The organism is Streptomyces sp. URMC 124, from assembly GCF_051386455.1.
In the GTDB taxonomy this organism is placed as follows: Bacteria; Actinomycetota; Actinomycetes; order Streptomycetales; family Streptomycetaceae; genus Streptomyces.
This window is the reverse complement of sequence record NZ_JBPQTS010000013.1, coordinates 48,692-65,133: the sequence shown is the minus strand read 5'-3', so window position 1 is coordinate 65,133 and position 16,442 is coordinate 48,692. Positions and strand designations below refer to the sequence as shown.

The window sequence follows — 16,442 nt, the reverse complement described above, 5'->3', positions numbered from 1 at the left end:
CGAGGGCCTGCAGGTCCTCGCGCTCCACGGTCTCCCAGAACTCCGCGTCCGCCGGGTCCACCGCCGCCTCGGCGGCGACGGGAGCGGATTCCGGTGCGTCCAGCCAGTACCGCTCGTGCTGGAACGCGTACGTCGGCAGGTCGGTCTTCCGCGCGCCGGAGAAGAACGCGCTCCAGTCCACGCGGACGCCGTGCGTGTGCAGCTGCGCGAGGGCCGTGACGAGGGCCTGCCGCTCGGGGCGGTCGGCACGCAGCAGCGGGACAGTGACGGCCTCGTCCAGGCAGCCCTGCGCCATACCGCTCAGGACACCGCCGGGCCCGACCTCCACGAAGGTCGTCACACCCAGCTCGTGGAGGGTGCGGATGCCGTCGGCGAAGCGGACGGCCTCGCGGACGTGGTGGACCCAGTACTCGGGCGTGTAGGGCTCGGCCAGGCGGCCGGTGAGGTTGGAGACCACCGGGATCCGCGGCTCATTGAAGGTCAGGCCGCTGATGGCCTCGGCGAAGTCCTCCAGCATCGGATCCATCAACGGCGAATGGAACGCGTGACTGACCTTCAGGCGGGACGTCTTACGGCCCTGCTGCGTGAAGGCCTCGGCAATCTGCAGCACGGCATCCTCGGCTCCGGAGATCACCACGGACTGAGGTCCGTTGACCGCCGCGATGCCGACCCCGTCGGCCAGGTGCGGCAGCACCTCGTCCTCGGTCGCCTGCACGGCGACCATCGCACCGCCGCTGGGCAGGGCCTGCATGAGCGCGGCGCGGGCGGACACCAGCTTCGCCGCATCCTCAAGCGACAGCACACCCGCCACGTGCGCGGCCGCGATCTCGCCCACCGAGTGACCCGCCACGTAATCCGGCCGCACACCCCAGGACTCCAGGAGCCGGAACAGCGCCACCTCAATGGCGAAGAGCGCCGGCTGGGTGCACCCGGTCCGGTGCAGGGTCTCGGCATCGACGTCGACCGGCGCGTCCAGACGTGCGCACACCTCGTCGTACGCATCGGCGAAGACGGGGAACGCCTCGTAGAGTTCACGCCCCATACCGAGGCGTTGTGACCCCTGTCCCGAGAACAGGAACCCTGTCTTGCCTCCCGGCCGGCCCTGGACGACTGCGGGTGACGGCATTCCGGCGGCCAGGTAGCCCAGTCCGCGCCGGAAGTCGTCGCAGGTCTCGCCGATGACCGCCGCCCGGTGGCGCAGGGTGCTGCGGGTGGTGGCGAGTGAGAGGCCGACATCGGCGGGTGACATGCCGTCCTCCACGAAGGACAGCAGCTTCCGCGCCTGGTCGCGCAGTGCCGCGCTGCTCTTGGCGGAGAGCACCCACGGCAGCAGGGCCGGGGCCTGCGTGCCGGCGGGCTCCTCGTCGACGGCGGGGGCCTGTTCGATGATGGTGTGGGCGTTGGTGCCGCTGACGCCGAACGACGAGATCGCGGCACGGCGCGGGCGGTCCGACTCGGGCCAGTCCACGGCTTCGGTCAGCAGCCGGACGTCACCGGCCGACCAGTCCACGTGCGGCGTCGGCTCGTCCACGTGCAGGGTCTGCGGAAGGACACCGTGGCGCATCGCCATGACCATCTTGATGATGCCGCCGACGCCCGCCGCGGCCTGGGCGTGGCCGATGTTGGACTTCAGCGACCCCAGCCACAGCGGCCGGCCCTCGGGCCGCTCCTGCCCGTACGTCGCGAGCAGGGCCTGCGCCTCGATCGGGTCGCCGAGCCGGGTGCCGGTGCCGTGGGCCTCCACCGCGTCGATGTCGGCGGCCGTGAGGCCGGAGGCGGTGAGCGCCTGGCGGATGACCCGCTGCTGCGCCGGGCCGTTGGGGGCGGTGAGGCCGTTGGAGGCGCCGTCCTGGTTGATGGCGCTGCCGCGGACGACGGCCAGGACCCGGTGGCCGTTGCGGCGGGCGTCGGAGAGCCGCTCCACCAGGAGCATGCCCACCCCCTCGGCCCAGCCGGTGCCGTCGGCACCGGCGCCGAACGCCTTGCAGCGGCCGTCGGCGGCCAGGCCGCGCTGGCGGCTGAACTCCACGAAGGCCCGCGGGGTGGACATCACCATGACGCCGCCGGCCAGGGCCATGGAGCACTCGCCGTTGCGCAGGGCCTGGACCGCCCAGTGCAGCGCGACCAGCGACGACGAGCACGCCGTGTCGACGGTGACGGCCGGTCCTTCCAGGCCGAGGGTGTAGGCGATGCGGCCGGACATGATGCTCGCGGAGTTGCCCGTGCCGAAGAATCCCTCGGAGTCGTCGATCGCGTGGAACGCCTGGGCGGCGTAGTCCTGGTAGCCGGAGCCGACGAAGACTCCGGTGCGGCTTCCCCGCACCGCTTCCGCGTCGATGCCGGCCCGCTCGAACGTCTCCCATGTGGTCTCCAGCAGCAGGCGCTGCTGCGGGTCCATGGCGACGGCCTCGCGCGGGCTGATCCCGAAGAAGGCGGGGTCGAACTCGCCTGCCTCGTAGAGGAATCCGCCGCGGCGGGTGTACGTCTTGCCGGACGCGTCCGGGTCCGGGTCGTAGATGCCGTCCACGTCCCAGCCGCGGTCCGCCGGGAAGTCGCCGACGGCGTCGCCGCCGGAGACCACGAGCTGCCAGAGGTCCTCGGGCGAGCGCACCCCGCCCGGGTAGCGGCACGCCATGCCGACGATCGCGATGGGGTCGTCGTCCTCGGCGGCGGCGGTGGCCGTCTCCGGGGTGGCGGCCGCGGCGGTGCGGCCGGTGAGCTCGGTGTGCAGCTGCCGGGCCAGTGCCTGGGCGTTGGGGTAGTCGAAGACGAGGGTGGGCGGCAGGGCGAGGCCGGTTTCGGCGTTGAGCTTGTTGCGCAGTTCGACGGCGGTCAGGGAGTCGAAGCCGAGGTCCTTGAAGGCCCGGCCGGCTTCGACCTCTCCGGCGTCGCCGTGGCCGAGGACGGCCGCCGCGTGGGTGCGGACGAGCTCGGCCAGCAGCGTCTGCTGCTCGCTCTCGGGCATTCCGGCGAGGCGGGCGGCCAGCGGCGAGGCGGTGGTCGTGCCGGGTTCGCCGGCGGGGCCGGAGCCGGTCAGGATCCGCTCGGTCTCCGGGAGGTCGCCGAGCAGGGCGCTCGGGCGGCCCATGGTGAACGGGGGCAGGAACCGCTCCCAGTCGACGTCGGCCACGGTCGTGGTCGGCTCGCCGGAGTCGAGGGCCTGCCGGAGGCCGGCCACCGCGAGTGCTGCGGGCATCGGGACCAGGCCGCGGCGGCGCAGGCGTTCGTCCGCGCCGTCGCCCTCGGCCATGCCGCCGCCGGCCCACGGGCCCCAGGCGACGGCCGTGGCGGTCAGGCCCTGGGCGCGCCGTCGTTCGGCGAGCCCGTCGAGCAGGGCGTTGGCCGCGGCGTAGGCGGCCTGGTGGCCGCTGCCCCACACCCCGGCGATGGAGGAGAAGAGGACGAAGGCGTCCAGCTCCTGATCAGCGAGCAGGTCGTGGAGGTGCAGGGCTCCGGCGGCCTTCGCGGCCAGCACGTCGGCGAAGGAGCCCGGCGTCATGGCGTCCAGCGGCTCCAGGTGGTCCACGCCCGCCGTGTGGACGACGGCGTTCACCGGGTGCCGGGCGAGCAGTGCGGCCAGCGCCTCGCGGTCGGCCACGTCGCAGGCGGCGACGGTCACGCGGGCGCCTGCCGCCTCCAGTTCGGCCTTGAGGGCGGCCGCGCCGGGGGCGTCGGGGCCGCGGCGGCCGGCCAGCACCAGGTGCCCGGCACCGGCGCCGGCGAGCCAGCGGGCGACGTGCCCGCCCAGCGCACCCGTACCCCCGGTGATCAGCACCGTGCCGCGCGGCGACCACCCCTGCCCGGCCCGGTCGTTCCGGCGGGCGGCGGTGTGGGAGAGCCTGCGGCCGAACACGCCGCGGGAGCGGATCGCGACCTGGTCCTCGTCCGACTGGCCGAGGACCGCGGCGAGGCGGCCGGCGACCCGGTCGTCGATCGTCTCCGGGAGGTCGGCCAGTCCGCCCCAGCGCTGTGCGTGCTCCAGCGCGGCGACCCTGCCGAGGCCCCAGACGGCGTTCTGGGCGGCGCTCGGCGGCGCGTCGGAACGGCCGGTGGACATCGCCGACCTGGTCAGGACCCACAGCGGGGCGTCGATGCCGGCGTCGCCCAGGGCCTGGACGAGCGCGAGGGTCAGCGCGGTGCCGACGGTGAGGGCCGGGTGTTCGGGGTGGGGCCGCTCGTCGGTGCCGAGCAGGGAGATCACACCGTGGACCGGTGTCTCCCGGACGGCGTCGTGGAGTCGGCGCGCCAGCGTGCCGCGGTCGCCGGCCGGGTCGACGACGACCGGGGTCAGCCGGGTGCCGCGGGCCGTGAGCCCGGCGGCGACGGCGGCGGTCCACGCGGTCTCCTCGGTGATCAGGAACAGCCGGTCGCCGGGCAGTTCGTGCGTCCGGAGACCGTTCAGCGGCTTCCAGCCGGTACGGTAGGACCAGCCTTCCGCCGCGGACTCCCGGCGCTGCTGCCGGCGCCACGCGGACAGCCGGGGCAGCACCGCGTCCAGCTGCTCGGCGGGCAGGTCGAGGGCGGCGGCGAGGGACTGGGCGTCCTCGCGCTCCACCGTCTCCCAGAAGCCCGCCTCCACGGCGTCGGTCCCCGCGGGGGCGGCGGCGGGCGCGACGGTCTCCAGCCAGTACCGCCGGTGCTGGAAGGCGTAGGTCGGGAGGCCGGTGCGGCGGGCACCGCGGCCGGCGAAGAACGCGTGCCAGCCGACGGGCACGCCGTGCGCGTGGAGCTGTGCCACGGCGCCGGTGATCGCCTCGGGCTCGGGGCTGCCGGCCCGTACGGCGGGAACGGTGACCACGCCGTCCAGGCAGGCCTGGGCCATGCCGCTGAGCACGTTGCCGGGGCCCACCTCCACGAACGTGGTGACGCCCAGGTCGCCCAGGGTCCGGACGCCGTCGGCGAAGCGCACGGCCTCGCGGACGTGGCGCACCCAGTAGTCCGCCGTGTACGCGTCGACGAGTTCGCCGGTCACGTCGGAGACGACCGGGATCTTCGGCTCGTCGAAGCGCAGGCGGCCGACGACGCGGGCGAAGTCCTCCAGCATCGGGTCCATCAGGGGCGAGTGGAACGCGTGGCTGACCGTCAGGCGGGACGTCTTGCGGCCCTGAGCGGCGAAGACCTCGGCGATCGCCGTGACCTCGTCCGCGTCGCCGGAGACCACCACCGCCTGCGGGCCGTTGACGGCCGCGATGCTCACCCGGTCGGTGAGGTGCGGCAGGACCTCGGCCTCATCGGCCTGCACGGCGACCATCGCCCCACCGGGCGGCAGCGCCTGCATCAGCGCGGCCCGGGCCGTCACCAGCGTGGCCGCGTCCTCCAGCGACATGACGCCGGCCACGTGGGCGGCCGCGATCTCGCCCACCGAGTGGCCGGCCACGTAGTCGGGCCGGACGCCCCACGACTCCAGCAGGCGGTGGACGGCGACCTCGTGCGCGAAGAGGGCGGGCTGGGTGAAGGCGGTGCGGTGCAGCTCGCCGCCTCCCTCGTGACCGTCCGTGCCGAAGACCACGTCGCGCAGGGGGCGCTCGAGATGCCGGTCGAGGTGGGCGCACACCTGGTCGTAGGCCTCGGCGAAGACGGGGAACGCCTCGTACAGTTCCCGCCCCATGCCCGGCCGCTGCGAGCCCTGCCCGGAGAAGAGGAACGCGACCCGGCCGGCGTCGGCGCGGCCGAGGAGGACACCGGGCGCGGGCGCGCCCGAGGCCAGGGCGCGCAGGCCCAGGGCGAACCGGCCGCGGTCGGCGGCGACGACGACGGCGCGGTGCTCCAGGGCGGCCCTCGTCGTGGCCAGCGAGAAGCCCACGTCGGCCGGGGACGGCCCGGCGTCCTCCGCGGTGAGGGACAGGAGGCGCTGGGCCTGGGCGCGCAGCGCGGCCTCGGACTTGCCGGACAGCACCCACGGCACAGTCGCCGAGGCGACCTCGGCGGGTGCGACGACGGCCGGTGCGACCGCCGGGGCCTGCTCGATGATGGTGTGGGCGTTGGTGCCGCTGACGCCGAAGGACGAGATGCCCGCGCGGCGCGGACGGTTTGTCTCCGGCCAGTCGACGGCCTCGGTCAGCAGCCGCATCGCGCCCGCCGACCAGTCGACGTGCGGGGTGGGCTCGTCGGCGTGCAGCGTCCGCGGAAGGACGCCGTGCCGCATCGCCATCACCATCTTGATGACGCCGGCGACGCCGGAGGCCGCCTGGGCGTGCCCGATGTTGGACTTGAGCGAGCCCAGCCACAGCGGCCGGTCCCCCGCGCGGTCCTGCCCGTACGTGGCGAGGAGCGCCTGCGCCTCGATGGGGTCGCCCAGCGCGGTGCCCGTGCCGTGCGCCTCCACCGCGTCGACGTCGGCCTCGGTCAGCCCGGCGGAGGCCAGGGCCTGCCGGATGACGCGCTGCTGCGCGGGCCCGTTCGGCGCGGTCAGGCCGTTGGACGCGCCGTCCTGGTTGACCGCGCTGCCCCGCACGACCGCGAGGACCTCGTGGCCGTTGCGCACGGCGTCGGACAGGCGCTCGACGAGCACCACGCCCACGCCCTCCGCCCAGCCGGTGCCGTCCGCGTCCGCGCCGAACGCCTTGCAGCGGCCGTCGGCGGACAGTCCGCGCTGCCGGCTGAACTCCACGAACGCGGCCGGTACGGCCATGACGTTCACACCGCCCGCGACGGCCATCGTGCTCTCGCCGTTGCGCAGCGACTGGATGGCCAGGTGCAGGGCGACCAGCGAGGACGAGCACGCCGTGTCGACGGTGACGGCCGGGCCTTCCAGGCCGAACGAGTAGGCCACGCGCCCGGAGACGACGCTCGCGGCGCTGCCGGTGAGCAGGTGGCCCTCGACGCCTTCGGGGACCTGTGCGAGACCCGCGCCGTAGCCCTGGTAGGACATGCCGACGAACACGCCGGTGCGGCTGCCCTTCAGGGAGGCCGGGTCGATGCCCGCCCGCTCGAAGGCCTCCCACGAGGCCTCCAGCAGCAGCCGCTGCTGCGGGTCCATCGCGAGCGCCTCGCGCGGCGAGATCCCGAACAGTGCGGCGTCGAAGTCGCCCGCGTCGTAGAGGAAGCCGCCGTCGCGCGCGTAGGTCTTGCCCGGGGTGCCCGGGTCGGGGTCGTAGAGGTTCTCGACGTCCCAGCCGCGGTCCTCGGGGAAGCCGGAGATCGCGTCGCCGCCGGACAGCACGAGCTGCCACAGGTCCTCGGGCGAGCCGACGCCTCCGGGGAGGCGGCAGCTCATCGCCACGATCGCGATCGGTTCGTTGCCGGAGGCGGCCGTCTGCTGCTCCTGCGGCGCGGTCGTCTGCGCACCGAGGAGTCCGGCGCGCAGGAACCGGGCCAGGGCCGTGGCGTTGGGGTAGTCGAAGACCAGCGTGGTGGGCAGCTTCAGGCCGGTGTCGGCCGTGAGCTTGTTGCGCAGGTCGACGGCGGTGAGCGAGTCGAAGCCGAGGTCGTTGAACGCCCGGTCGGGCTCCACCGCCGCGGCGCCGTCGTGGCCGAGCACGGCGGCCGCGTGCGTGCGGACGAGGTCCACCAGCGTACGGTCCTGCTCGCCGGCCGGCAGTCCGGCCAGCTTCGCCGCGAGCGCGTTGCCGGCCTCGGCACCGCCGGAGGCCGGGGCCTCCAGGGCGCGGCGTGCCTCGGGCACGTCGGAGAGCAGCGCGCTGGGGCGGGCGACGGTGAACGGGCCGATGAACCGCTCCCACTCGAAGTCCGCGACGGTCAGGGTGGTCTCACCGTCCGCGAGCGCCTGCTGGAGCGCGGAGATCGCGAGGGCGGGCCGCATGGGCGGCAGTCCGCGACGGCGCAGCATCTCCTCTCCGTCGCCGACGCCGGCCATGCCGCCCTCGGCCCAGCCGCCCCAGGAGACGGCAAGCGCGGTGCGTCCGCGGGCCCGGCGGTGCTCGGCGAGGGCGTCCAGGTAGGCGTTGGCCGCCGCGTAGGCGCCCTGCCCGGCGCCGCCCCAGATGCCGGCGCCCGAGGAGAACAGGATGAACGCGTCGAGCTCCTGACCGGCCAGCAGGTCGTCCAGGTGTGCGGCACCCGCCGCCTTGGCCGCCAGCGTGCCGGCGAAGGCGGCCGGCCCGGAGTCCTCGATCATGGCGTGGTCGCCCACGCCGGCGGCGTGGACGACGGCGTTGACGGGGTGCTCGGCCAGCAGCGCCCGCAGGGCGTCGCGGTCGGCCGCGTCACAGGCGACGACGGTCGCGGTCGCGCCGAGTTCCTCCAGTTCCGCGACGAGTTCGGCGGCGCCGGGCGCCGCGGGGCCGCGCCGGCCGGTCAGCACCAGGTGCTCGGCGCCCGCGCCGGCGAGCCAGCGGGCGACGTGGCCGCCCAGCGCACCGGTACCACCGGTGATCAGCACCGTGCCGCGCGGCGACCACCCCTGGGCGGCCTCGGTGGCGCGGCCGGCCCGGACGAGCCGGCGGCCGAAGACGCCCGAGGCGCGGACCGCCACCTGGTCCTCGGCCGCCTGGCCGAGGACGGAGGCCATACGGGCCGCGGTGCGGGCGTCCAGCAGCTCGGGGAGGTCGAGCAGGCCTCCCCAGCGCTGCGGGTACTCCAGCGCCGCCGCCCGGCCGAAGCCCCACACCTGCGACTGCAGCGGCCGGTCCACGCGGTCGGAGCGGCCGGTGGCCACCGCGCCGCGCGTGGCGCACCACAGCGGCGCGTCGATGCCCGCGTCGCCGAGCGCCTGCACCAGGCACAGCGTCGCGGCGAGACCGTGCGACAGGCCGGGGTGCGCGGCCGAGTCGTTCTCGTCCTCGGCGAGCAGCGACAGCACGCCGGCCACCGGACCGGCTGCGGCCAGCTCGCGGGCCAGGGCCACGCGATCGGTGCCGGGCCCGGCGACGAGCGTCACCGGCTCCGGGCCGCGCTCGGCGAGCGCAGTACGGACCGAGGCGGTCCACTCGCTGTCCCCGGCCGTGACGAGCAGCCAAGCGCCGGATGCGGTCGGCTCCGGGAGCGTGCCGAGCGGCTTCCAGGTGACGCGGTAGCGCCAGCCGTCGACCACGGACTGCTCGCGGCGCTGACGGCGCCACGCGGACAGCCGGGGCAGGATCGCGCTCAGCGAGGCGTCCGCGCCGACGCCCAGGGCCGTGGCGAGGGACTCGGCGTCCTCCCGCTCCACGGTGTCCCAGAATCCGGAGTCCGCCGCCTCGTCGGCCGGGTGGCCGGTGGCAGCGGCCGGGTCCGCCTCGTCCCCCTCCAGCCAGAAGCGCTCGCGCTGGAAGGCGTAGGTGGGCAGCGGGACGCGGTGAGCACCGGGGAAGAGCGCCTGCCAGTTTGGGGAGACGCCGTGCACGTGCAGTTCCGCGAGGGCGGCGGTGACGGCCTGCTGCTCGGGGCGGTCGGCGCGCAGGACGGGCACGGCGGCCACGTCGTCCGCGCAGGACTGCGCCAGGGCGCTCAGGACGCCGCCGGGGCCGATCTCGACGAAGGTCGTCACACCCAGGTCGCCGAGGGTGCGGATGCCGTCGGCGAAGCGGACGGCCTCGCGGACGTGCCGGACCCAGTACTCCGGGGTGTACGGCTCGGCGAGACGGCCGGTCAGGTTGGAGACCACGGGGAGCTGCGGCTCGTTGAACGTCAGGCCGCGGACGACCTGCGCGAACTCCTCCAGCATCGGGTCCATCAGCGGCGAGTGGAAGGCATGGCTGACCTTCAAGCGGGACGTCTTACGGCCCTGCTGCTCGAACACCTCGGCGATCGCCGTGACCGCGTCCTCCACGCCGGAGATCACCACGGACCGCGGGCCGTTGACCGCCGCGATGCCGACCCCGTCGGCCAGGTGCGGCAGCACCTCGTCCTCGGTCGCCTGGACCGCCACCATCGCACCGCCGCCGGGCAGCGCCTGCATCAGCGCCGCACGCGCCGACACCAGCTTCGCCGCGTCGTCGAGCGACAGCACACCCGCCACGTGCGCGGCCGCGATCTCGCCCACGGAGTGACCGGCCACGTAGTCGGGACGGATCCCCCAGGACGCGAGGAGGCGGAACAGCGCCACCTCGACGGCGAAGAGCGCGGGCTGCGTCGACCCGGTCCGGTGCAGTTCCTCCGTGTCGACGTCGACGGGCGCGTCCAGGCGCGCGCACACCTCGTCGTACGCATCGGCGAAGACGGGGAACGCCGCGTACAGCTCCCGCCCCATGCCGAGACGCTGCGAGCCCTGACCCGAGAACAGGAATCCGAGCTTGCCCTCGGACCGGGCGCGCCCCAGCGTCACGTTCGCCGCCGGCTCACCGGCCGCGAGCGCGGCGAGTGCCTGCCGGAACTCGTCCGGGCCCTGCGCCAGGAGCACCGCACGGTCCTCGAACGTCTCGCGGGAGGCCAGGGAGAGGCCGACGTCCGAGGCCGTCCAGCCGTCCGTCGCGTCGAGGTGGGCGGCCAGGCGGGCCGCTTGGGCGCGCAGCGCCGCCTCGCCCTTGCCGGAGAGCACCCACGGCACGACGGCGCCGGAGTCGGGGGTAGGGGCCGGCTCGGCTACTGCGGGGGCTTGTTCGATGATGGTGTGGGCGTTGGTGCCGCTGACGCCGAACGACGAGATCGCGGCGCGGCGCGGACGGTCCGACTCCGGCCAGTCGACGGCCTCGGTCAGCAGCCGCACCTCACCCGCGGACCAGTCCACGTGCGGCGTCGGCTCGTCCGCGTGCAGCGTCCGCGGCAGCACACCGTGCCGCATCGCCATGACCATCTTGATGATGCCGGCCACGCCCGCGGCGGCCTGCGTGTGGCCGATGTTGGACTTCAGCGAGCCCAGCCACAGCGGCCGGTCCCCCGCGCGGTCCTGACCGTACGTCGCGAGCAGCGCCTGCGCCTCGATCGGGTCGCCCAGCGTCGTGCCCGTGCCGTGCGCCTCCACCGCGTCGACGTCGGCCGGCGCGAGGCCGGCCGAGGTCAGCGCCTGCCGGATCACGCGCTGCTGCGCCGGGCCGTTCGGGGCGGTCAGACCGTTGGACGCACCGTCCTGGTTGACGGCGCTGCCGCGCACCACCGCGAGGACCTGGTGGCCGTTGCGTACGGCGTCGGACAGGCGCTCGACGAGCACCACGCCCACGCCCTCTGACCAGCCGGTGCCGTCCGCGTCCGCGCCGAACGCCCTGCAGCGGCCGTCGGGCGACAGGCCGCGCTGGCGGCTGAACTCCACGAAGACGTTGGGGCTGGCCATGACCGTCACACCGCCGGCCAGGGCCATGGTGCACTCGCCGCTGCGCAGCGACTGGACGGCCAGGTGGAGGGCGACGAGCGACGACGAGCAGGCCGTGTCGATGGTGACGGCCGGTCCTTCGAGGCCGAAGGTGTAGGCCACCCGGCCGGAGACGACGCTGGAGGCGCCGCCGACGAGCCGGTGTCCTTCCACGCCTTCCGGCGTCCGGCGCACATCGGCTCCGTAGCCCTGGTAGGCCATGCCGACGAAGACGCCGGTCCGGCTGCCGCGCAGCTGGGCGGGGGTGATCCCGGCCCGTTCGAAGGCCTCCCACGAGGTTTCCAGCAGCAGCCGCTGCTGCGGGTCCATGGCCAGCGCCTCGCGCGGCGAGATCCCGAAGAAGCCGGCGTCGAATGCGGTGGCGTCGTAGAGGAAGCCGCCGTCGCGGGCGTAGGTGGTGCCGGGCCGGTCGGGGTCGGGGTCGTAGAGGGCGTCGACGTCCCAGCCGCGGTCGGCCGGGAATTCCGAGATGGCGTCGCCGCCGGACGCCACGAGGTCCCACAGGGCCTCGGGCGAGTCGACGCCGCCGGGCAGGTGGCAGCTCATCGCCACGATCGCGATGGGCTCGTCGTCGGCGGCGGGCGCGTGCTGCTGCTCGTGCGGCGCGTCGGCCCGGGAGCCGAGCAGCTCGTCCTGGAGGAAGCGGGCGAGGGCCCTGGAGTTGGGGTGGTCGAAGACGAGGGTGGGAGGCAGGGCGAGGCCGGTCGCCGCGTTGACCTTGTTGCGGAGTTCGACGGCGGTCAGGGAGTCGAAGCCGAGGTCCTTGAACGCCCGGTCGGGCTCGACCTCTGCGGCCGAGGAGTGGCCCAGGACGGCCGCGACGTGGGCGCGGACGAGGTCGATCAGGGTCTCCGTGCGCCGGGCCTCGGGGAGTGCGGCGAGCCGGGCGGCCAGGGGTGCGGCGCCCGTGGCGGCGTCGGCCGCCGGTGCGGCCGTCCCGGCGCGGCGCACCTCGGGCAGCTCGGACAGCAGGGCGCTCGGGCGGCCGAGGGTGAACGGTCCGATGAACCGCTCCCAGTCGATGTCGGCCACGACGGCCGCGGTGTCGTCGCAGTCGAGGGCGCGCTGGACCGCGGTCACCGCGAGGGCCGCGGGCAGGGTGACGACGCCGCGGCGGCGCAGGTGCTCCTCGTCGGCGTCGGTGACCATGCCGCCGTCGGCCCAGGGGCCCCAGGCGATCGCGGTGGCGGTCAGGCCCTTCGCCCTGCGCCGGGCGGCGAGACCGTCGAGGAAGGCGTTGGCGGCGGCGTAGGCGGTCTGCATGCCGCTGCCCCACACGCCGGCGATCGAGGAGAAGAGGACGAAGGCGTCCAGCTCCCGGTCGCCCAGCAGTTCGTCCAGGTGTGCGGCGCCGCGGGCCTTCGCCGCGAGCGTGCGGGCGAAGTCGGCCGGGGTCAGCTCGTCGAAGGCGCCGAACTGCTCCGCGCCCGCGGCGTGGAAGACGGAGGTGACGGGGTGCTCGGCCAGCAGCGCCGCCACGGCGTCGCGGTCGGCGACGTCGCAGGCGGCGAGGGTGACGCGTGCTCCCAGCTCCTCCAGTTCGGCCCGGAGTCCGGCCGCGCCGGGCGCGTCGGCGCCGCGGCGGCCCGCGAGCACCAGGTGCTCGGCGCCCGCACCGGCGAGCCAGCGGGCCACGTGCCCGCCCAGCGCACCCGTACCACCCGTGACCAGCACGGTGCCACGGGCCGTCCAAGGCCGGCCGGCGCCGCTGCGGGCGTGGGTGAGCCGGGCGGTGAACACGCCGGAGGCGCGGACGGCGACCTGGTCCTCCGCGGCGCCGGCGCTCTGGTTCAGCACGGCGGCGATACGGCCTGCGGCGCGCTCGTCGAGCGCCGTGGGCAGGTCGATCAGGCCGCCCCAGCGCCGCGCGTGCTCCAGGGCCAGGGCGCGGCCGAGGCCCCACAGCTGGTGCTGCACCGCGCTCAGGGGCGCGTCGTCCGAGCGGCCGGTGGCCACGGCGCCGCTGGTGGCGCACCACAGCGGTGCCTCGATGCCCGCGTCGCCCAGCGCCTGGGCCAGGGTCACGGTTCGTGCGAGGCCCCGAGAGAGCTCCGGGTGCTCCGGTGAGGTGCTCTCGTCGGTCGCGAGCAGCGACAGGATGCCGTCGACGGGGCCGTTTTCGGCCGCGGCCCGGGTCAGGTCACCGGCCAGGGACTCGCGGTCGGCGTCCGCGCCGACGGTCAGCGGGATCAGGTGTGCGCCGCGTCCGGCGAGGGCCGATCGGACCGTCTCGGCCCACTCGTCGCCCTCGGGCGCGGCGAACAGCCAGGTGGTGCCGGAGAGGTCGCCGGCCGACAGGCCGGTCAGCGGCTGCCAGGTCAGCCGGTAGCGCCAGCCGTCGACGACGGACTGCTCACGCCGCTGCCGCCGCCAGGCGGACAGCTTCGGGACCACGACGTCCAGTTCCTCGGCGCTCAGCCCCAGGGTGGCGGCGAGGGACTGGGCGTCCTCGCGCTCCACGCTCGCCCAGAACTCGGCGTCGACCGCGTCGGCCGCGTCCACGACGGCCGCCTCGGCCTCGGGGGCGTCGAGCCAGTAGCGCTGCTGCTGGAAGGCGTACGTGGGCAGATCGACGCGCCGGGCGCCGGGGAACAGCGCCCGCCAGTCCGGGGAGACGCCGTGGACGTGCAGTTCGGCGAGCGCGCTGACGACGGCCTGCGGCTCGGGGCGGCCGGCGCGCAGCAGCGGGACGGTGACGGCCTCGTCCAGGCAGCCCTGCGTCATACCGCTCAGGACACCGCCGGGGCCGATCTCCACGAACGTGGTGACGCCCAGCTCGTGGAGGGTGCGGATGCCGTCGGCGAAGCGGACGGCTTCGCGGACGTGCCGGACCCAGTACTCGGGCGTGTAGGGCTCGGCCAGGCGGCCGGTGAGGTTGGAGACGACCGGGATCCGCGGCTCGCCGAAGGTGAGACCGCGAACGACGTCGGCGAAGTCCTCCAGCATCGGGTCCATCAGCGGCGAGTGGAACGCGTGGCTGACCTTCAGGCGGGACGTCTTCCGGCCCTGCTGGGCGAAGACCTCGGCGATCGCGGTGACCGCGTCCTGCACGCCGGAGATCACCACGGACCGCGGGCCGTTGACCGCCGCGATGCCGACCCCGTCGGCCAGGTGCGGCAGCACCTCGTCCTCGGTCGCCTGGACCGCCACCATCGCACCGCCGCCGGGCAGCGCCTGCATCAGCGCCGCACGCGCCGACACCAGCTTCGCCGCGTCCTCGAGGGAGAGCACGCCCGCCACATGAGCGGCCGCGATCTCGCCCACCGAGTGACCCGCCACGTAGTCCGGCCGCACACCCCAGGACTCCAGGAGCCGGAACAGCGCCACCTCGATGGCGAAGAGCGCCGGCTGGGTGCACCCGGTCCGGTCGAGCTGCTCCGCGTCGGCGTCGAGCGTGACGTCGAGGTGGGCGCGTATCTCGTCGTAGGCGGCGGCGAAGGCCGGGAAGGCGGCGTAGAGTTCGCGCCCCATGCCGGCCCGCTGCGAGCCCTGGCCGGAGAACAGGAACCCGGTCCTGTCCGTGAGGCGGGTGCCGCTGCGGACCACGGCCGCGGACGGGGTGCCCGATGCCAGGGCCCGTACGCCTTCGGTGAGTTCCTCCAGGCTCTCACCGACGACGGCCGCCCGCCGGTCCCAGGCGGAGCGCGTCGTGGCGAGGGAGAAGCCGACGTCGGCGGGCGACCGGCCGGGGCCGCTCTCCAGGAAGGAGAGCAGGCGCTCGGCCTGGGCCCGCAGCGCCGCGTCGCTCTTGGCCGAGAGCACCCACGGCAGCACTCCGGCGGCGGGGGCTGCGGCGGGCTCGCCGGCAGGCCGAGCTTGCTGTGCGGGCTCCTCGTCGAGGGCCGGGGCCTGCTCGATGATCGTGTGGGCGTTGGTGCCGCTGACGCCGAAGGACGACACGGCTGCCCGGCGCGGGTGGTCCGACTCGGGCCACCGGACGGCCTCGGTCAGCAGCCTGACGCCGCCGGCCGACCAGTCGACCTGGGTGGTCGGCTCGTCGACGTGCAGCGTCTGCGGCAGCACGCCGTTGCGGATGGCCATCACCATCTTGATCACACCGGCGACGCCGGAAGCCGCCTGCGTGTGACCGATGTTGGACTTGACGGACCCCAGCCACAGCGGCTGGTCCCCGGAGTGCTCCTGGCCGTAGGTGGCAAGGAGCGCGTCGGCCTCGATCGGGTCGCCGAGCGTGGTGGCCGTGCCGTGCGCCTCGACGGCGTCGATCTGGGACGCGGTCAGCCGCGCGTTCTCCAGCGCCTGCTGGATCACGCGCACCTGCGACGGGCCGTTGGGGGCCGTGAGGCCGTTCGAGGCGCCGTCCTGGTTGACGGCGCTGCCGCGGATGACGGCGAGGACGTCGTGGCCGAGCCGACGGGCGTCCGACAGCCGCTCCAGCAGGAGCACGCCGACACCTTCGGACATGCCCGTGCCGTCGGCGGTCGAGGAGAACGCGCGGCAGCGGCCGTCGGGCGACAGGCCGCGCTGCGCGCTGAACGCGATGAACGTGTTCGGCGTGGCCATCACGGTCACGCCGCCGGCCAGGGCGAGCGAGCACTCGCCCCGGCGCAGCGCCTGTGCGGCCAGGTGGAGGGCCACGAGCGAGGAGGAGCAGGCCGTGTCGACGGTGACGGCGGGGCCTTCGAGGCCGAGGGCGTACGAGATGCGGCCGGAGACCACGGCGGCGGTGTTCGCGGTGACGAGGTGGGCCTCGATGTCGCCGTCGCCCTCCCGCTGGAGGTAGGCGTGGTCCTGGCCGTTGGTGCCGACGAACACCCCGGCCCGGGTGCCGCGTGCGGTGGCGGGGTCGATGCCCGCGCGTTCGAAGGCCTCCCAGGAGGTCTGCAGGAGCAGCCGCTGCTGGGGGTCCATGACCAGGGCTTCGCGGGGGGAGATCCCGAAGAACGCGGGGTCGAACTCGGCGGCGTCGTGGAGGAAGCCGCCCTCGCGGACGTACGTGCGGCCCGTCCGCGCGGGGTCGGGGTCGTAGATCGCGTCCAGGTCCCAGCCGCGGTCCTCGGGGAACCCGGTCACGCCGTCGCCGCCGGTGGAGACCAGCTGCCACAGGTCCTCGGGGGAGCCGACCCCGCCGGGGTAGCGGCAGGCCATTCCCACGATGGCGATGGGCTCGGTGTCCTTCGCCTCCAGCTCACCCAGCTGCCTGCGGGTGTGGCGCAGGTCCACCATCACGCGCTTGAGGTAATCCCTGAGCTTGTCGTCGTTCGACATTGTTTTACGTCCTCGGTAGCAGTGCGTGAGA

General features: G+C 75.0%; 1 protein-coding gene. It reads right to left on the bottom strand.

Annotated features, from left to right (window positions below):
• Positions 1–16,411: type I polyketide synthase (locus tag ACSNOG_RS04640; protein ID WP_436751219.1), on the bottom strand; the 16,411-nt coding region annotated here is incomplete at its 3' end.
• Positions 16,412–16,442: the final 31 nt, after the last annotated feature.